The sequence below is a fragment of the Streptomyces sp. NBC_01352 genome, assembly GCF_036237295.1.
Classification (GTDB): domain Bacteria; phylum Actinomycetota; class Actinomycetes; order Streptomycetales; family Streptomycetaceae; genus Streptomyces; species Streptomyces plumbiresistens.
Map to the genome: position 1 here is coordinate 862487 of NZ_CP108354.1, position 17725 is coordinate 880211.

At 70.5% G+C, this 17725-nt stretch carries 21 protein-coding genes; 7 read left to right on the plus strand and 14 right to left on the minus strand.

Annotated features, from left to right (window positions below):
* The 4 genes from OG252_RS04230 to OG252_RS04245 are packed head-to-tail and all read right to left on the minus strand — an operon-like array spanning nt 1 to nt 2250.
* Nucleotides 1-423 (minus strand): MaoC/PaaZ C-terminal domain-containing protein, encoded by a 423-nt coding sequence (locus tag OG252_RS04230; protein ID WP_329333794.1) that lies wholly within the window; start codon nt 421-423, stop codon nt 1-3.
* A complete protein-coding gene (locus tag OG252_RS04235) occupies nt 420-875 on the minus strand; it encodes an FAS1-like dehydratase domain-containing protein (RefSeq protein WP_329333796.1) in 456 nt (151 codons plus the stop codon). The genes OG252_RS04230 and OG252_RS04235 overlap by 4 nt, the downstream gene beginning before the upstream one ends.
* 18 nt (nt 876-893) lie before the next feature.
* Nucleotides 894-1754, minus strand: coding sequence for an enoyl-CoA hydratase-related protein (locus OG252_RS04240; RefSeq protein WP_329333798.1), 861 nt, complete (start codon nt 1752-1754; stop codon nt 894-896).
* Nucleotides 1755-1758: 4 nt separating this feature from the next.
* Nucleotides 1759-2250: a PaaI family thioesterase gene (locus OG252_RS04245; RefSeq protein WP_266451821.1), complete on the minus strand. Its 492-nt coding sequence runs from the start codon at nt 2248-2250 to the stop codon at nt 1759-1761.
* 145 nt (nt 2251-2395) lie between these two features.
* Here OG252_RS04245 and OG252_RS04250 point away from each other — a divergent pair, with 145 nt between their 5' ends.
* A complete protein-coding gene (locus OG252_RS04250) occupies nt 2396-3607 on the plus strand; it encodes a CaiB/BaiF CoA transferase family protein (RefSeq protein ID WP_329333800.1) in 1212 nt (403 codons plus the stop codon).
* Nucleotides 3608-3725: 118 nt separating this feature from the next.
* On the opposite strand, the gene OG252_RS04255 is transcribed toward OG252_RS04250, so the two are convergent.
* The 4 genes from OG252_RS04255 to OG252_RS04270 are packed head-to-tail and all read right to left on the minus strand — an operon-like array spanning nt 3726 to nt 7310.
* On the minus strand, nt 3726-4481 hold the full coding sequence (locus OG252_RS04255; RefSeq protein ID WP_266451819.1) for an SDR family NAD(P)-dependent oxidoreductase: 756 nt from the start codon (nt 4479-4481) through the stop codon (nt 3726-3728).
* Nucleotides 4481-4993, minus strand: coding sequence for a nuclear transport factor 2 family protein (locus OG252_RS04260; protein ID WP_329333802.1), 513 nt, complete (start codon nt 4991-4993; stop codon nt 4481-4483). Before OG252_RS04260 ends, OG252_RS04255 begins: the two co-directional genes overlap by 1 nt.
* Nucleotides 4990-6168 (minus strand): acyl-CoA dehydrogenase family protein, encoded by a 1179-nt coding sequence (locus OG252_RS04265; RefSeq protein WP_329333804.1) that lies wholly within the window; start codon nt 6166-6168, stop codon nt 4990-4992. Before OG252_RS04265 ends, OG252_RS04260 begins: the two co-directional genes overlap by 4 nt.
* Before the next feature lie 20 nt (nt 6169-6188).
* Nucleotides 6189-7310: an acyl-CoA dehydrogenase family protein gene (locus tag OG252_RS04270; protein ID WP_329333806.1), complete on the minus strand. Its 1122-nt coding sequence runs from the start codon at nt 7308-7310 to the stop codon at nt 6189-6191.
* A 108-nt stretch (nt 7311-7418) separates the two neighbouring features.
* On the opposite strand from OG252_RS04270, the gene OG252_RS04275 reads away from it, so the two are divergent.
* Both OG252_RS04275 and OG252_RS04280 read left to right on the plus strand, forming a co-directional pair.
* Nucleotides 7419-8240 carry an enoyl-CoA hydratase/isomerase family protein gene (locus OG252_RS04275; RefSeq protein ID WP_266451815.1) on the plus strand — a complete coding sequence of 274 codons (822 nt, stop codon included), beginning with the start codon at nt 7419-7421 and terminating at the stop codon, nt 8238-8240.
* 56 nt (nt 8241-8296) lie between these two features.
* Nucleotides 8297-8797, plus strand: a complete 501-nt coding sequence (locus tag OG252_RS04280) for a MaoC family dehydratase (RefSeq protein ID WP_266451814.1) — start codon at nt 8297-8299, stop codon at nt 8795-8797.
* Here OG252_RS04280 and OG252_RS04285 read toward each other — a convergent pair.
* Both OG252_RS04285 and OG252_RS04290 read right to left on the minus strand, forming a co-directional pair.
* Nucleotides 8776-10191 (minus strand): glycoside hydrolase family 1 protein, encoded by a 1416-nt coding sequence (locus OG252_RS04285; protein ID WP_329333809.1) that lies wholly within the window; start codon nt 10189-10191, stop codon nt 8776-8778. The genes OG252_RS04280 and OG252_RS04285 overlap by 22 nt on opposite strands.
* Nucleotides 10192-10332: 141 nt before the next feature.
* On the minus strand, nt 10333-10818 hold the full coding sequence (locus OG252_RS04290; protein ID WP_329333811.1) for an MSMEG_6728 family protein: 486 nt from the start codon (nt 10816-10818) through the stop codon (nt 10333-10335).
* Between the two features lie 244 nt (nt 10819-11062).
* On the opposite strand from OG252_RS04290, the gene OG252_RS04295 reads away from it, so the two are divergent.
* Nucleotides 11063-11323, plus strand: a complete 261-nt coding sequence (locus tag OG252_RS04295) for a hypothetical protein (protein WP_266451811.1) — start codon at nt 11063-11065, stop codon at nt 11321-11323.
* An 89-nt stretch (nt 11324-11412) separates the two neighbouring features.
* On the opposite strand, the gene OG252_RS04300 is transcribed toward OG252_RS04295, so the two are convergent.
* A complete protein-coding gene (locus OG252_RS04300) occupies nt 11413-12303 on the minus strand; it encodes a crotonase/enoyl-CoA hydratase family protein (protein ID WP_329333813.1) in 891 nt (296 codons plus the stop codon).
* A gap of 100 nt (nt 12304-12403) precedes the next feature.
* Here OG252_RS04300 and OG252_RS04305 point away from each other — a divergent pair, with 100 nt between their 5' ends.
* From OG252_RS04305 to OG252_RS04315, 3 genes are read left to right on the plus strand one after another with little or no spacing between them, the layout of a single operon-like run.
* The gene (locus OG252_RS04305) at nt 12404-13189 is read left to right on the plus strand and encodes an enoyl-CoA hydratase/isomerase family protein (protein ID WP_266451809.1); all 786 of its coding nucleotides are present in this window, start codon (nt 12404-12406) and stop codon (nt 13187-13189) included.
* A 3-nt stretch (nt 13190-13192) separates the two neighbouring features.
* Nucleotides 13193-14365 carry an acyl-CoA dehydrogenase family protein gene (locus OG252_RS04310; RefSeq protein WP_329333815.1) on the plus strand — a complete coding sequence of 391 codons (1173 nt, stop codon included), beginning with the start codon at nt 13193-13195 and terminating at the stop codon, nt 14363-14365.
* Nucleotides 14362-15384, plus strand: coding sequence for a TIGR03617 family F420-dependent LLM class oxidoreductase (locus tag OG252_RS04315; protein ID WP_329333817.1), 1023 nt, complete (start codon nt 14362-14364; stop codon nt 15382-15384). The genes OG252_RS04310 and OG252_RS04315 overlap by 4 nt, the downstream gene beginning before the upstream one ends.
* 7 nt (nt 15385-15391) lie before the next feature.
* On the opposite strand, the gene OG252_RS04320 is transcribed toward OG252_RS04315, so the two are convergent.
* The 3 genes from OG252_RS04320 to OG252_RS04330 are packed head-to-tail and all read right to left on the minus strand — an operon-like array spanning nt 15392 to nt 17723.
* A complete protein-coding gene (locus tag OG252_RS04320; protein WP_329333819.1) occupies nt 15392-16150 on the minus strand; it encodes a FadR/GntR family transcriptional regulator in 759 nt (252 codons plus the stop codon).
* A 5-nt stretch (nt 16151-16155) separates the two neighbouring features.
* Nucleotides 16156-16575: a Zn-ribbon domain-containing OB-fold protein gene (locus OG252_RS04325; protein WP_329333821.1), complete on the minus strand. Its 420-nt coding sequence runs from the start codon at nt 16573-16575 to the stop codon at nt 16156-16158.
* A complete protein-coding gene (locus OG252_RS04330; protein ID WP_329333823.1) occupies nt 16572-17723 on the minus strand; it encodes a thiolase family protein in 1152 nt (383 codons plus the stop codon). The genes OG252_RS04325 and OG252_RS04330 overlap by 4 nt, the downstream gene beginning before the upstream one ends.
* Between the last annotated feature and the right edge of the window lie 2 nt (nt 17724-17725).

The following is a 17725-nucleotide window of genomic DNA, read 5'->3' on the forward strand; positions in this document are numbered from 1 at the left end:
TCAGGGCTCCAGGCGAGCCGCCGCGGTGCCGGTGACCACCTCGGCGCCGTCCTGGTTGACGGTGCGCAGGGTGAAGTGGGCGACCGGGCCGGCCGTAGTGTCCTCGATCGACTCGACGGTGACCGTGGCCGTCAGGGTGTCGCCGGGCCAGACCTGGGCCTTGAATCGCACGCCGTAGCGCACGAGCGCCTCGGGGCCGACCCAGTCGGTCAGGACCCGGCCGGTCATGCCCATCGTCAGCATGCCGTGGGCGAAGACCCCGGGGTATCCGGCGGCCTCGACGGCGAACTTCTCGTCCGTGTGCAGCGGGTTGAAGTCGCCGGAGGCGCCGGCGTACTGCACGATGCGGGTGCGCTTGAGGTCGTCGACGAGGACGCTCTCGCGGGTCTCGCCGACCTTGATGTCGTCCGGGCTCAGGCTCATCGGGCGTCCTCTTTCGGGGTGGCGGGGCCCTCGGGGACGACGGCGACGGTCTTCGCGCTGACGACGGGTTCGCCGTCGGCGTCCCGGTACTCCGTGATGCGCTCGCTGAAGAGCAGACGACCGGTGCGGCCCTGCTTCTCCCAGCTGCGTCCGAGGGAGGTGTGCGCGTAGAGGGTCTCGCCGGCGCGCACCGGGCGGTGGTACTCGAAGTGCTGCTCGGCGTGCAGCCCCCCGCCGCCCTCGGCCATGACACCGGCGTCGCGTCCCGACCCGAACCACTCCTCGTCCGGCTTGGGCCGCAGGTGGTAGTCGGGGTCGTAGTGGGCGCTCGCCATCGTGAAGGTGGGCGGTGCGAGCGCGGACGCGCCCTGGTACGCCGGGTTCTCGTCGCCGATGGCACGGGCGAACATCATGATGTGCCCGGCCTCGACGGGGAACGGTTGCCCTGTCATCTTGGTGTGCTCCTCGAATCAGTACGGCAGGAACGCGTCGCGGGTGGCCTCGTCCGGGTCGAAGTCCGGCGGCAGCCCCTCGAACTTCGGCTCCCGCTTCTCCACGAAGCTCGCCACGCCCTCGCGGAAGTCCGGCGAGCCCGCGAAGAACTCCATGGCGGAGTAGGAGCGGGCGAGGGCGTCGGTGAAGGTGCGGTCCAGGTCGCCGTACACCTGATGGCGTACGACCGCCATGGCGCGCGGGGAGCACGTGCGGGCGATGTCCCGGGCGTAGGCGCGGGCGGCGTCGAGCAGGTCCTCGGGTTCCACGACGCGGCTGACCAGACCGAGGTCCTTCGCCTCGTCGGCGTCGAAGACCCGGCCGGACAGCAACAGGTCGAGCGCGTTCTCCAGACCGATGACGCGCGGCAGCACGTACGGCAGGTTGTACTCGCCGGCCAGTCCTCGACGGGTGAAGGCGGTGGTGAAACGGGCTCCGCGGGCGGCGAAGCGGACGTCGCAGATGAGCGCCTGGACCAGCCCGATGCCCGCGCAGGCGCCGTTGACGGCGGCGATCACCGGCTTGGGCATGTTCCGCCTGCTGTACATGGGGACGCGGGCCTGGAGGCCCAGGGACTGGCCCGGCTGCGAGTTCTGTTCCAGCCGCTGCATGTCCATCCCCGGGCAGAAGGCCCTGCCGGCCCCGGTGATGATCACCACCCGGACGGCGGGATCCCGCGCCGCCTCGTCGAGGAGCGCGAAGAAGCGGCGCTCCATGGGGATGCTCCACGCGTTCTTGCGCTCGGGCCGGTTGAGGGTGACGGTGGCGACGCCGTCCTCGTCGACCTCGTACAGCACCAGATCCAGGTCCTCGGCGGACACGACGGGCTCCTCGGGCATCACGTCACTCCTCGTCCAGCGGTTCGATCGGGTCGCCGACGCCCGGCCGCTCCCCGGAGATGGTGACCACGACCTGTCCCCGCGCGCAGATACGTCCGTCGGTCAGCACGTCGACGTCGGCGAAGTGCAGCCTGCGGCCCCGCCGCACACAGCGCGCGTACGCGACGGCCTCACGGCCGCGGGCGGGCGCGAGGTACTGCACCGACATCGACACGGTGCTGAGCAGACTCCCCTTGGTGAAGTCGTGCCCGGCGATGACCGCGCCGGCGCCGGCGGTGTCGATGAGCGCGGAGATCACTCCGCCGTGGAAGACGTCTTCGTGGGCGGAGAGCGACTCGGCGTACGGGAGCGCGATCTCGACCCCGTCCGGGTCCCAGCGCGTCACCCGGATACGGCAGCGGCGGTTGAAGGCGACCCCGCGTTCCCAGCGGGCCCGGAACCAGGTGCGGCGTTCGCGCTGTTGCTGTTCGGTGAGGGTCCTCGCCGCGACGGTCATCAGCACGCCCTCCGGTCTCGGCCTGTCAGCCGATCGATATAGTTACATGAATTGGATAGTTGAGGCAATCATGCGGAGCATGACTGGGAGGTAGATGTATTATTTATATAACTGATTCCACGTCCATGAACAGAGGGAGACCTCGATGCCGTCGACCGCCCTGTCCGGGATCCGTGTCCTCGACCTGTCCCGCATCCTCGCGGCACCGCTGGCCACCCAGATGCTGGCCGACCTCGGCGCCGAGGTCATCAAGGTGGAGCGGCCCGGAGCGGGCGACGACTCACGGACGTACGGCCCGCCGTTCGCGCCCGGGCCCGAGGGCGACCGGACCGACACCGCCGCCTTCTACCTGTCCTGCAACCGCAACAAGCAGTCGGTCACCGTCAACCACGCGACCGCCGAGGGGCAGGAACTGATCCGTGCCCTCGCCGCCAGGTCGGACGTGCTGGTCGAGAACTTCCGGGCCGGCACGCTCGTGAAGTACGGACTCGATCAGGAGAGTCTGCGGGAGCTCAATCCGCGGCTGGTCTACCTCTCCGTGACGGGCTTCGGGCAGACCGGTCCGTACGCCTCGCGCCCCGGCTATGACGGCATCTTCCAGGCCATGTCCGGGATGATGAGCGTCTCCGGGCACCCCGAGGAGCCGATGAAGGTCGGGGCCAGCATGGTCGACATCCTCACGGGCCTGTACGCCTCCACGGCCGTGCTGGCGGCACTGCGGCACCGGGACGCCACCGGCGAGGGCCAGTTCATCGACCTGTCCCTGCTGGACTGCGGCCTGGCCTCGCTGTCGCACTTCGCGATGAACTACCTGGTCTCCGGCGAGGTTCCGCAGCGGCGCGGCAACGGCGGTTACGGCGGAATCCCCTCGCAGGCCTTCGAGTGCAAGGACGAGCCGATCTTCCTCGTCGCCGGCAACGACAAGCAGTTCGCGGCGTTCTGCGCGGCGGCCGACCGCACCGACCTTCTCCAGGACCCCCGGTTCGCCACCACGTCCGCCCGGATCTACCACCGCGAGGAGATCCTGCCGGTGCTGGAGGCAATCCTGCGCACCCGGACCCGGGACGAATGGCTCGCCGTACTCGACGAACACGACGTCCCGGCGGGCCCGTTCAACGAGATGCCCGAGGTCTTCGCCGACCCGCAGATACAGCATCGGGAGATGCTGGTCGAGGTCGATGACCCGGTGTCGGGGCGGCTGCCGCTGCTGGCCAATCCGATCCGGTTCACGGCGACCCCTGTCGGGGGATACGCGGCGCCGCCCGCGCTGGGGGAGCATACGGCTGAAGTCCTGTGCAGACTCGCCGGGGTGACGGAGGATCAGCTGCTGGAGCTGCGGGGGCGGGGTGTTGTGTGAGGTGGGTGCGGGGGTGCGCGTGGGAGGCTTGTTCGCCCCCGCCGCCGCGACCCGTCCCATCACCAGGGGCTGTGCCCCTTCGACCCCGCCAGGGGCGGAGCCCAGTCACGATCCCGCCTCACCCGATCAGCGTCCGACCCCCCTCCAGCATCAGCGTCGCACCGGTCACATAGGCCATGTCGTCACTGACGAGCGCGGCCACCGCACGGCCGATGTCCGCCTCCGGATCCCCCATCCGCCCCAACGGGATACCGGCCAGCACCTGTTCGGCCTTCTCCGGATGGGCGGCGAAGAACGCCTCCGCCGCCGGGCTCAACGCCGCCGGGCAGACGACGTTGACGCGGATCCCGTACGCACCCCACTCCCGCGCGGCCACCCGCGTCAGCCCCCGTACGGCTTCCTTGGCCATCGCGTACGCCGCGAAGGTCGCCTCGCCCTGCACCGCGGCCGAGGAACCGAGGTTCACCACGCTGCCGCGGCTCTCCTTGAGGTGGGGCAGGGCGGCCTGCATGGCGTGGAAGGAGGCCAACGGGCCGCTGCGGTAGGCGAGTTCGACATCGTCGTACGACGTCTTCTCCAGCCGGCGCTGGACCGAGGACTGCGCGTTGTTGACGAGCACGTCGAGGCCGCCGAACTCCCGCACCGTCTCGGCCACCATGCGGTCGACGTCGTCCCGCTCCCCCACATCGCCGACGACGGTGTGTGCCCGCCCGCCGCGCTCCGTGATCGCGTGTGCGGTGTCCTCGAGCTTGCTTCCAGTGCGGCCCGTGATCACCACGGCCGCTCCCTGGGCCGCCAGCGCGAGCGCGATGCCACGGCCCACTCCTTGCCCTCCGCCGGTGATCAGCGCCGTCTTCCCGGACAACCGTGCCATCACGTCTCCTTCCAGAAGCCCGCCCAGGAGGGGAAGGCGTCGGGCAGCGCCGGTTCTCCGGCCGCCTCCCAGCCGTCGAAGCCCACCGCCTGAGGGCGCTCGGTCACGTCGGCCGCGTACCAGTGCTGTTCACGGCGCCGGGAGAAGTACCACTCGCCGTCCACCCGCGCGTAGTCGTCCCAGTAGCAGATCGCCATCACGATCCACCGGTCCCCCACCTCGTGCTCGGCCCGGCAGTAGACCGCGCCGGTCGCCGTGTCGCGGTCGGTGAACTCGACGCGGTGGCCGCAGATCTGGTGGACCGAACGGTGGAAGCCGCGCACTTGGGGCTCGATGTGCAGCCGCAGGACATCCCGCCCGCGACCGTGGCGCCCCATGTCCACGTCGGGCCGGAAGCAGCCGACCCAGGCGTCGAGGTCACGGCCGTCCACGGCGAGCGCGTAGCGGATGGGCAGTTGCTCAATGGCGAGTTGCGACTCGATGCGGTCGACGCGGCCCTCGATCGACGTCACGGGCGCGGCTCCTTCGGGAGGCCGAGGACCTGCTCCCCGATGATGGTGCGCTGGATCTCGCTCGACCCGCCGTAGATCGTCTCGGCGAGGGAGAGCAGAAAGGAGCGCTGCGGGGTGTCCAGGCCGTAGTCCTCGCCGACGATCTGCCCGGCGGGGCCCGCCAACTCCATGGCCAGATGACCGAGTTGCTGGTGCCGCGTCGAGGCGTACAGCTTCGCGGTCGTGGCCTGCGCGCCCGGCGCGCGGCCCGCGGTCAGTTCGGCGATGGTCCGCAGGTTGGTGGTGCGCATGATCCGTACGGAGATCCAGGCGTCCACGATCCTGCGACGCAGCATCGGGTCCTCGAGCGCGCCCCGCTCGCGGGCCAGGTCGAGCAGCGCCTCGGCCTCCCGCTCGAAGGTGAGCTGCTGGGGCAGGAGCGTGGTCCCGCGCTCGATACCGAGCGTCGCCATCGCCGTGCGCCAGCCCTGACCGACCTCGCCCACCGCCATGTCCGCACCCGTGCGCGCGTCCGAGAGGAACACCTCGGCGAACTCGTCCTGGCCGGCGAGGTTGCGGATGGGGCGGATCTCCACACCGGGCTGGTGTGCGGGTACGAGCAGCAGGGTCAGGCCCTTGTGCCGTGCGGATGCCGGGTCGGTGCGCGTGAGGACGTAGAGCCAGTCGGCATGGACGCCGAACGACGTCCACACCTTCTGTCCGCTGACCACCCACTCCTCGCCGTCGCGTTCTGCCCGGGTGCGGACCGACGCCAGATCGGAGCCGGCGCCGGGTTCGCTGAAGCCCTGGCCCCAGAGTTCCTCGACGGCGAGGATCGGCGGCAGGAAGCGCTTCTTCTGTGCCTCGCTGCCCATCTGGAGGAGCATCGGTCCGAGCAGGTCGAGGGCGTTGACGGTGGCCCGGTAGGGGGCGTTCACGCGGGCGTACTCGTACTCGAAGACGATCTCCTCCAGCAGGCCGAGCCCGCGTCCGCCGTACTCCTGTGGCCAGCCGACGCCCAGCCAGTTCCCGGCGGACAGTTCGCGGTCCCAGGCCAGGCGGACGTCCCAGGCCGCGCCGTCGGTGGGGCCGCCCACGCCCCGGTGCGCGGCGAACTCCCCCACGAGGTGGTCCGTCAGCCAGTCCCGTACCTCATCGCGGAAGTCGCGGACCGCGGGCCCGAAGTCCAGCTCCATGCCAGCTCCTTTGCCGGTGATCAGATGCCGAGCCGGGTGGCGAGCAGCTCCCGGTGGTACGACGGTGTGCCGAGCAGCACCTCGGAGCTCTTGGCCCGCTTGAAGTACAGGTGCGCGGGGTGCTCCCAGGTGAAGCCGATGCCGCCGTGGACCTGGATGTTGTCGCCGGCGACCTTGGTGAACGCCTCCGAGCAGACGGTCTGCGCGAGGGCCGCCGCGATCGCGGTCTCCGTCTCGTCGCCCGCGTCCAGGGCCCACAGTCCGCCGTACGCGGCCGAGCGTGCGGACTCGATCTCCATGAGCATGTCGGCGCACTTGTGCTTGATCCCCTGGAACGAGCCGATGGGCCGGCCGTACTGCTCGCGGATCTTCGCGTAGTCCACGGCGGCGTCCAGGGCGGCCGTGGCTCCCCCGACCTGTTCGGCGGCCAGCAGGACGGAGGCCGTGGCGAGGGCGCGTTCGAGGGCCGGCCATGCCTCGTCCTTGCTGCCGAGCAGGCGGGCGGGAGTGTCCGTGAACTCCACGCGGGCCTGTTTGCGGGTCTGGTCGAGGGTGGGGAGGACCGTGCGCTGCAGGCCCGCCGCGTCGGCGTCGACCGCGAAGAGGCTGACGCCGGAGGGGGCGGTGCGGGCGGCCACCAGGAGCAGGTCGGCGAGGTGTCCGTCGGGGACGTACGTCTTCGCGCCGGTCAGCCGCCATCCGTGCGCCGTGTCGCGTGCGGTGAGCCGGATGCCGGGCTCGTCCCAGCGGCCGTTGTCCTCGGTGAGCGCCAGCGTGGCCACCGTCGCGCCGGACGCGATGCCCGGCAGCAGGTCGCGTCGCGCCTGCTCGTCGTCGCAGCGCAGCAGGGCCTCGGCCGCGAGGGCGACGGTGGCGAAGTACGGCCCGCACAGCAGCGCGCGGCCCGCCTCCTCGAAGACGATGCCGAGGTCGACGTAGCCGAAGCCGGAGCCGCCGTACTCCTCCGGTACGGCCAGCCCCTGCAGGCCGAGTTCGCCGGCCATCCGGCGCCAGGCGACAGGGTCGTGACCCTGCGGGTCGGCGGCCAGGCGGCGCACCTGAGCCTCGTCGGAGTACTTGGCGAGGAACGACCGTACGACCTTGCGCAGGTCGTCCTGTTCCTCGCTGAACGTGAGATCCATGCCGAGCTTCCCGTCCTCGGTGCCACGGGCTTCCCGCCCGCTTGCTGCACGCCGCTCGATACAGTTAGATAATTATAGTATCCACACTGAATGCACCAGGAGCGCGACGTGACCGATCTCTACGCCCCGTTCACGAGCCTGACCTTCGAGCGGCCCGCGTCCGGCGTCCTGCGCATCGTGCTCGACGCCCCGAATCTCAACGCCGTGGATCCGCGGATGCACGGGGAGTTGGCCGACATCTGGCCGGTCGTCGACCGGGACGAACAGACCCGTGCCGTGCTGGTGCAGGGAGCGGGCAAGGCGTTCTCCGCCGGCGGGACCTTCGACTCCATCGAGGCGATGACCGAGGACCACGCGGTGCGCGCCCGCGTGATGCGTGAAGCGCGGGACATGGTGTACGGGGTGATCAACTGTTCCAAGCCGGTGGTCTCCGCGATCCATGGACCGGCGGTCGGTGCCGGACTGGTCATCGGCCTGCTGGCGGACATCTCCATCGCCGGGCGCCGGGCGAAGATCGTCGACGGGCACACCCGTCTCGGGGTCGCGGCCGGTGACCACGCCGCCATCTGCTGGCCCCTGCTGTGCGGCATGGCCAAGGCCAAGTACTACCTGCTGACCTGCGAGACGCTCACCGGCGAGGAGGCCGAGCGGATCGGTCTGGTGTCCAAGTGCGTGGAGGACGAGGAGGTCCACGCCGAGGGTCTGCGGGTGGCGACCGCCCTGGCCTCCGGGCCGGCCAGCGCCATCAGTTGGACCAAGCGGTCCCTCAACCACTGGTACCGCACGGCCCAGCCGATCTTCGAGGCCTCGCTGGGGCTGGAGTTCTTCGGCTTCGCCGGGCACGAGGTCGTCGAGGGGCTCGCCGCCCATCGCGAGAAGCGCGCACCGGACTTCGAGGGTGTGGCCGGCAAGCACCCGATCGATCTCTGACCCCCCGGATGCCCACGGTTGCAGACGGACGCCCACGGACGCATGAGGAGCCCGCAATGACGTCGGAGCACACCACCACCGAGATCCCCGCGCTGGTCAAGGGGATGACGTACGAGGAGATGCCGAAGGGCCAGATCTTCCGGACCGCCCGCCGCACCATCACCGAGACCGATCTCGTCAACTTCGTGACCTGGGGCGGTTTCAACGAGCCCCTGTTCTGGGACGCCTCGCACGCGGCGGACGGCGGCTACACCGGACGGCTGGTCCCGGGCGCGCTGACGTACTGCATCGCCGAGGGACTCGTCCTGCAGACCAACGTGCTGCACGGCACGGGCCTCGCCTTCCTGCACATGGAGCTGACCGTGCGGGGCCCGGTGTACGTCGGCGACACCCTGCACGCCGTCGTGGAGACCACGGACTCCCGCCCCTCCAGCAAACCCGGACGGGGCGTGGTGACCAGCCGGATCACCGTACGCAACCAACGGGACGAGGAGGTCCTCGTCTACACCCCGGTCCGGCTGATCCGCGGCCGGGACTACGAGGCTCCGGCGCCCTGAGCCCGGGACGCGGCCGGCACCAGGCTCAGGCCGGGTGCGCGGCCCGCGCCGGGCGCGGTGCGGTCGGCGAACGCGCCACGGTGCAGCCAGTCGGAAGGCATCGGTGGGCGCGGCGGGGGCTCGTGGTCCGGGACCGCCATCACATACAGGCGGGTGTAGCGGAACTTGGTCTCCAGGTTGTCCAGGACCGACCAGTACTCGTAGCCGCACACCTCCACACCGGCCGCGACGAGCCGCGCCAGCCAGGAGAGCCTGGCGCGCAGCAGGGCCCGGCGCCGGGCGTCGTCGCTGTGTCCCGTCTCGTCGACCAGGTCCAGGTCGCCCATGCCGTTGTCGACGACGGACAGCGGCGGCAGCCGGTCCCCGTACAGCTCGTACAGGCCCGCGACGGCGTCGGCGAGCCCTTCCGGAACGATGGGCCAGCCGTAAGCCGTCGTCTCCACGTCGTCGAACGGGACGATGGCGAAACCGAGGCCCACGAGCAGGCGGTTCACGTCGTTGAGGGCGCTCTGGCACTTCGCGGACGGCAGCACGCGGGGCAGGTTCTCCGGTGCGGTGACGCGGAAGGGGGTGTGCCAGGACAGGCCCAGCAGGTCCTGGGCGGTCGCGATGACCTCCATGTCACCGGGGCGGACACAGCCGGTGGCCTCGACCGGTGAGACGTCGTCCTCGGTCACCATGTGCTCGCCGAGCAGCAGGGGGTCGAGGAAGAGGCGGTTGGTCCAGCTCTCCAGACGTTCCAGGGCGAGACGGTCGTAGGGGTCGTCGGTGGCCGGGTAGCCGCCGACGAGGGTGATCGTGGTCCCGATCCGGCCGTGCACGTCGGCGGCCCTGAGCGCCTGGGCGGCGAGTCCGTTGGCGAGCAGGATGTGGTGGACCGTGGGCAGCCCCGCCAGGCCGATGCCCCGGCCCGGTGGATACATTCCGGCCACATGGTCCGCGAGGGTCGGCCCGGCCAGGTCGGTGGAGGTGATCCAGCGTTCCACCCGGTCGCCGAAACGGCGGCCCAGTTCGGCGGCGTACGCGGCGAAGTGCTCGGCGCAGTCGCGGGCGAGCCAGCCGCCGGCGGCGTCCAGCCACGGCGGCAGCGAGCGGTGGAGCAGGGTCAGGCTGGGCCGCAGGCCCTGCTCGAGCAGGGAATCGAGCGCGCGGTCACAGCGGTCCAGGGCCTCCGGGTCCCAGCTGCCGGGGCCGTCGGGCTGGAGCTGCGGCCATCCGACGACCATGCGGTGCGTGTCCGCGGCGACGCCGGTCAGCTGCCGGATGTCGTCCGTCCACTGCCGGAAGTGCCCGCCGCGCTCCGGCGGGGGCGGCGGCGGGGCCGCGATGGTGTCGGCGGTGGCGACCCCCCAGTCGACATCGCGCAGGGACTCGTGCAGAAAACCATCGCTCATGGCTACCGTCCAGGCGGTCAATGGTTTAGCGCATTCAACTGAATGCCCGCCGACCGGACGCTAACAGTTCATGCAAACTACGACAATGTTTCGGCCAGATCTCCTAGGTGGGAATCCGGGGGAGCAGTTACATCCTCAACCTCACGCCTCGGAAGGCGGGTCGCCTGTCCGGTCCGAGGTCGGCCAGAGGTAGGGCAGATCATCCGGCACGTCGGGGAACAGCGGTGCGTACGTGGTCGGGTCCTTGCGTACCAGTGCCGACCGGTGGCTGCGGTGAAAGGCGTCGTCACCGAGCCAAGGAGGCAATTCCCCAGCAGCCCCGAGGGGCACCTGGTCGCGTACCGACGCACCGGGACGGATCGCGCGCAGATCGGTGACGAGTGTGACCGAGCAGCTGTCCTGATGACCATGCTCACACCACACCTTGCAGACTTCCAGACCGTACCGGACCAGCGCTTCCTCGTATCCGGCCCACATCCGCACCGCTTGGTGGTGGCGCCATCCGTAACCCGGCACGATGAGGCCGCGAAGGACCTGCAGTGCCTCGACCCGCTGTTTGCCGAGCCGGCGGCGGTCCAGCACCAGGGCCGACGCCCTGAAGTCGGGATAGGGCAAGAAAGTCTGCATGCCGTCGTCCCTACCAGATGTGGAGCTCGCGACCTGTGCACACACAGACAGTAGTAAATCACCAGATATTGTTGTTCTCAGGAAAAATGGGGCACTCTCACCCGTAGAAGCGCCCGCCGAGACTCTTTCCATCGCCTGAGATCAGGGGCCGTCACGCCACCGCCCCACGAGAGTCCATCGGCCCAGGACGCTGTCACCTGGTTCACTGGCACATGATCGGGAGAACACCGTGATCGTAAAAAAGATGCACGAGATGGGTGTCCGCAGCGAGCACGCCTACATGGCTGCCTTCACCTCCATCGGCCTCACTGTCGCCGCATGGATGACCAGCCTCAAGGCGGAGCCCGGCGCCGGGGTCGCCCGCGCCGACCGGTGGGGCCTCTTCGTGGGCGAGTGGGCTCCCACCTTCTTCGGCCTCGGTGTCGCCCTGTCCCACTACGAACAGCACGACGGCACCCTCACTGCCAGCGTGCATGAATTCCGGGAACACCGGGCAGCCAGCTGACCGCTTTCAGCAGCCAGAAATCCTCCTGGTGGTGCTCGCCCAGGCGGGCACCACAGTCATCCACCATCCCCCGCGCACAACCACGCCCATCAGCGCCCCGAGGCCTCCTGCTCCTGCTCCCCGAAGGGTCGGAACTCCTCCTCCTGCCACCAGGGGTAGAGGGGTGGCATGTCCTTGCTGACCCGGCCCGGGAATGCGGGCGGCCGTTTGGCGAGGAACGACTCGATACCCTCCACCGGGTCCGGGCCGCCGCCGATCTGGCTCATGATCCGCGAGTCGAGCCGGTGCGCGGCCATCGGGTGGGGTTCGCCGAGCATGCGCCACATCATCTGGCGTGACAGGGCGACCGAGATCGCCGAGGTGTTCTCGGCGATCTCACGGGCGAGTTCGTACGCCGCCGGCAGCAGTTCCTCGGGCGGGTGGACGGAGCGGACCAGCCCGGCCGCCAGGGCCTCGTCGGGTCCGAAGACCCTGCCGGTCGCCACCCATTCCATCGCCCGTTGCATGCCGACGGCCCGCGGCAGGAACCAGCTCGCCGCCGACTCCGGCACGATGCCGCGGCGTGCGAAGACGAAGCCGAACTTCGCCGAGGTCGACGCCAGCCGGATGTCCATGGGCAGGGTCATGCTGGCCCCGACGCCCGCCGCCGGGCCGTTGATCGCCGCGATCACCGGCTTGGTACTGGAGAAGATCCGCAGCGCGACCCGGCCGCCGGTGTCCCGGTGCCAGGCACCCGCCGTACGGTGGTCGAAGGACGAGCCGCCGGAGCTGACGTCGGCGCCCGCGCAGAAGCCGCGTCCGGCACCGGTCACCACCACCACGCGCACCTCGTCGTCGACGTCCGCGGCGTCCAGGACGTCGAGCAGGTCGCTCATCATCCGGGGGCTGAAGGCGTTCAGCTTCTCGGGCCGGTTGAGGGTGACGGTGAGGATCCGGTCCGCCACCTCGGCCCGCACGGTCTCGTACTCCTGCTCCGGCATACGCGTCCTCCGTCACTCCAGCGAGCCGTTTCCAGAAAGCTTAATTAGTTATAGCATTCAACTCTACTGACTCGTTCGTTCATGACTGATGGCGGTGGAGATGACGGACCTCTTGGTGACGGCCGTCGGGCCGGTCCGGCTGATCGAGCTGAACCGGCCGGACCAGCTCAACGCGATGAGCGAGGAGTTGCACTCCTCGCTCGCCTCGGTCTGGGACTCGCTCGCCGATGACCCGGAGGCCCGGGTGGTCGTGCTCACCGGTCGCGGACGGGCCTTCAGCGCCGGGGGCAACTTCGACATCATGACCCGGGTCCAGCGCGACCGCGCCTTCCGGCAGCAGAACGTCGACGAGGCGCGGCGGATCATCACCGGGATGGTCCGGTGCCCGCTGCCGGTGATCGCGGCGGTGAACGGGCCCGCCGTCGGCCTCGGTTGCAGCCTGGCCCTGCTCAGCGACCTCGTGCTGATCGCCGAGGACGCCTACCTGGCCGACCCGCACGTCCAGGTCGGCCTCGTCGCGGGCGACGGCGGCGCTCTCGTCCTGCCGCTGCTCGTCGGGCTGACCCGCGCGAAGGAACTGCTGTTCCTCGGCGACCGGGTGAGCGCCGAGGACGCGGTCCGGCTGGGTATGGCCAACCGCGCCGTGCCGAAGGACAAGCTCCTGGACGAGGCCATGGACCTGGCCGGACGGCTGGCCGCACTGCCCGCGCAGGCGCTGCGCGAGACCAAGCGGGCGGTGAACCTGCATCTGGAGCAGGCACTCGCGACGGTGCTGGAACCCGCCCTGCTCGCCGAGCGGGACAGCATGCACGCACCCGACCACATCGCCGCCGTCGAGAAGATCATCGCGTCCCGCGATCGTCGACGAGCCCGCGAGGAAGGCTGAGGCATGGACTTCGCGTTCAGCGACGAGCAGGCGGAACTGGGCCGCACGGTACGGGCGTTCCTGACGGCCACCTCGCCAGAGACCGAGGTGCGACGCCTGATGGAGACGCCCGAGGGCTTCGATCGGGCGCTGTGGCGCCGGATGGGGACAGAACTCGGGCTTCAGGGGCTGGCGGTCCCCGAGGAGTACGGCGGTGCCGGGTGCGGGCCGGTCGAAGTGGGCGTGGTCATGGAGGAGATGGGCCGTGCGCTGCTGTGCGCGCCGTTTCTGTCCTCGGCCGTCCTCGCGACCACCACACTGCTGCGCTGCGCCGACGAGGACGCCCGCAAACGCCTGCTGCCGGGCCTTGCTTCCGGCGAACTCGTCGGGACACTGGCCCTGACCGAGGACTCCGCCCGCTGGGACGCGGCCGGTGTTCGCCTCACCGCCCGTGAGAGCAACGGGAGTTGGCTGCTCACCGGACACAAGCTGTTCGTCCTCGACGGCGCCACCGCCGATGTCGTCCTCACCGTCGCCCGCACCGGCGACGGCATCGGCGTCTTCTGGGTGGACGGCGACGCGGCCGGCCTGACCCGTGAGCCGCTGCCCACCTTGGATCCGACCCGCCGGCAGGCGCGCCTCGACTACCAGGACGTACCGGCGACGCGGCTGCGTACGCACGGAGACGGCTGGGACCTGGTGGCGGAGGTGCTCGACAGGGCCGCGGTGGCGCTGGCCGCCGAGCAGGTCGGCGTGGCTTCCCGCGCGCTCGACATGGCGGTGGAGTACGCCAAGGTACGCCACCAGTTCGGGCGGCCCATCGGCTCCTTCCAGGCCGTGAAGCATCTGCTCGCCGACGTGCTCCTCGAGGTGGAGTCGGCGCGCGCCGCCGCCCACTACGCGCTGCTCGCCGCCGAGAACGCAGGGAACGCCGAGAACCCAGAGAACGCGGTGAACGCCGACCCGGAGCTGCCCGCCGTGGCGAGTCTGGCCAAGGCGTTCTGCTCCGAGGCCTGTCTGCAGGCGACGGAGCAGAACATCCAGGTGCACGGCGGTATCGGCTTCACCTGGGAGCATCCGGCCCACCTGTATCTGAAGCGGGCCAAGACGTCACAGCTCCTGTTCGGGGATCCGGCGTACCACCGGGAACTGCTCGCACGGAGAATCGGCATGGACACGGACAGGGGAGCGGCATGAAGGTCGACGGCAAGCTCAACGTGTGGGGCACGGCGGCGGTCGTGGAGGAGGCCCGGCACCACGAGAAGGCCGGCTACGACGGCCTGTGGGCGTCGGAGTCCAAGCACGACCCCTTCCTGCCGCTGGTGCTGGCGGCCGAGCACACCGACAGCCTGGAGGTCGGTACAGCCATCGCGGTGGCCTTCGCCCGCTCCCCCATGCAGCTCGCCTACACCGCGCACGACCTGCAGACCTACGCCGGCGGACGGTTCTCGCTCGGCCTCGGCAGCCAGATCAAGCCGCACATCGAGCGGCGCTTCGACATGCCGTGGAGCCGGCCCGCGGCCCGGATGCGGGAGTACGTGAGCGCGCTGCACGCCATCTGGGCCGCCTGGAACCAGGGCGAGAAGCTCAACTTCCGCGGCGACTTCTACTCGCACACGCTGATGTCCCCCTTCTTCTCTCCCCCGCCCGCACCCGGCGGCGCGCCCAAGGTGTTCGTGGCCGCGGTCGGTCAGGCGATGACCCGGGTGGCGGGTGAGGTCGCCGACGGACTCCTCGCCCACGGCTTCACCACCGAGCGATACCTGCGGGAGGTGACGCTGCCGACCGTGGAGGCGGGACTGGCCGCGTCCGGCCGCACGCGGAGCGACTTCTCCGTGTCCCACCTGCTCCTGACCGCGACCGGCCGCACGGAGGAGGAGATGGCCCGCGCGATCGACGGCACCCGCGGCCAGATCGCCTTCTACGGCAGCACTCCCGCCTATCGCGGGGTGCTGGAGCTGCACGGGTGGGGTGAACTCGGCGACGAGCTGCACGCGTTGTCGACGTCCCGGCGCGAGGACAAGTGGGAGGCGATGAGCGGGCTCGTCGACGACGAGGTGCTGCACACCTTCGCGGTCGTGGCGGAGCCGGAACAGGTCGCGGGCGAGATCCGGCGCCGGTACGGGGCACTGGTCGACCGGGTGTCCTTCTACACCGCGTACGAGATCGACGCCGAGGTGTGGGAGCCCATTGTGCAGGAGCTGCACAGCAATTGACGTCGCGTCAGCCGAGCAGGTCCAGGACGGTGGTCATGGACCTGTTCTGCAGCAGGTAGTCCTCGGCCTCCTGGAGGTGGAGGCGCCACAGCTCCTCGGCGGCCTCGGCCCGGCGCGCGGCGACGAGCTCGACGAGGGCGCCGTGGGCACGGAAGCCCCGGCGGTTGGCCCGTACGTTCTCGGGGCTGCCGGCGTCGAGGTCGACGTGGGACCAGTTCGCCTGGTCGATGATGTGCCGGACCATGCCGTTGAGGACGCTCAGCGTCTCGTTGCCCGCCAGTTCGACGACCAGGGCGTGGAACTCCATGTGGGCGCGGATGAAGGCCGACGGGTCGTCCATGAGCAGCTCGGCCTCGGCTACGGCGGCCCGCAGCCGCTCCAGGTCCTCGTCCGTGCGCCTCTCGGCCAGCAGACCGGCGCACGGCGCCTCGATGACCGTACGGGCGTCGTAGACGTCCTTGAGGGTCGTGCCGCGATATTCGAGGACCACCCCGGCATAGCGGGCGGCCACCGGGCCCTCCGGGATCTGCACCCGTGCCCCGCCCCGGGCGCCCCGGCGCACGCTGATCAGCGACTCCGACTCCAGTACCCGGAACGCCTCACGCAGCGTCGGCCGGGAGACGGCGAACTCCGCCATCAGCGCCGTCTCGGCCGGCAGTGCCTCCCCCTCCGTCAGCTCCCCGCGCACGATCTTGCGGCGCAGCTGTGCCGCCACCAGTTCGGCCATCTTGGGGACTCGTACCGGCGTGTTCGCCACGGCGTCCATCTCCTTCAGTCACCAGCATCCGGTACGAAGTACGGCAGTGTGATCTCGTCGGTGAGCGGACGGAAGTCCACTCGGACGCGCAGGCCGATGGCAACATCGGCGGCATCTCCGGCATCTCCCCCGTCTCCCGCGTCGACATGGGACAGCAGGGTGCCGCCGTCGTCCAGGTCGATCACGGCCAGCGCGAACGGCGTGTCGAACCCGGGACCGGGGGCGCGGTGCACCACCGTCACCGAGTAGACCGTGCCCCGGCCCGTGCTCGGCACGTATCGCCAGTCCGGCGCCATGCACCCCGGGCAGGCCGGCTCGGGAACGAAGAAGCGCAGGTCACAGGCCGGACAGTATGGAATCACCAGGTCGCCGCGCCGGGCCGCGTCCCAGAACGGCTCGGAGAGCGGCGTCGGGACGGGTACGGGCCGGCTCATCGCGTCCTCCCCAGCACGCTCATCTCGTAGTGCTGCGCCCCGGATCCGGCGTTGCCGACGACCGCCAGTTCCGCGCCCTCGACCTGGTGCACGGCGGTGCCGCGCAACTGCCGTACGGCTTCGACGACTTTGAGCGTCATCTGCTGTGTGCCGTTCCAGGCGTACGCCAGGCAGCCGCCGTCGGGATTGACGGGATGCTTGCCGCCCACAGCTATGGCACCGCTCGCCGCCAGCGGTCCGCCCTCGCCCTCCCCGCACAGGCCGAGTGCCTCCAACTGCCTGATGACCTCGAAGGAGTTGGGGTCGTAGAGGGAGAAGACGTCCACGTCGTGCGGGCCGACGCCGGCCATGGCGTAGGCGCGGGTGGCGGCGTCCCGGCCGAGCTGACCGACCTCTCGGTGCAGCGCCGGGTTGGCGTACGCGGCCTGGTGGTACTCCATGCCGCCGCCGAGTACGGCGACGGGCGGGTGCGGCAGGTCGCGGGCCCGTTCGGCGGTGGTCACCACGAGGGCGGCGCCGCCCTCGCCGACGATGCAGCAGTCCAGCAGGTGGAAGGGCGTGGCCACCATCCGGGAGGCGAGCACGTCGTCGACGGTGTACGGGCCGCGCCCGTACATCATCGCCTCCGGGTTGGTCGTGCCGTTGTTGCGGATGGTGGCGGCGACCTCGGCGAGCTGTTCGGAGGTCGTCCCGTACTCGTGCATGTGCCGTGCCGCCACCAGCGCGAACTGGGCGACGACATAGCTGCCCCACACGTCGGCGAACTCCAGCGGCACCCCTGCCCCGACGGGACCGGCCCCGCGCGAGACCAGCTTGCAGCCGCCGACCACGACGGTGTCCGCGTATCCGGCGCCGATGGCGGCGGCCGCCTTCAGCAGGCCCCGGGAGCCCGCGTTGTCGAGCATCGAGTCGCTGGTCCAGCGCAGGTCCCGGCCGAGCATCCGCGCCCAGGAGCTGCCCTCGCCGGGTACGCCGCCCGGGCCGGGCCAGTCGACCTGCGCCCCGTCGACATCGGCCGGGGTGAGCCCGGCGTCCGCGATCGCGCCGCGAACCGCTTCGAGGGCGAGGTCCATGGCGTCGCGGTCGGGCAGCGTCAGCGCCTGTTCGGTGGCGTACACGCCGACGACGACGGGTTGGCGGCCGTTCACGA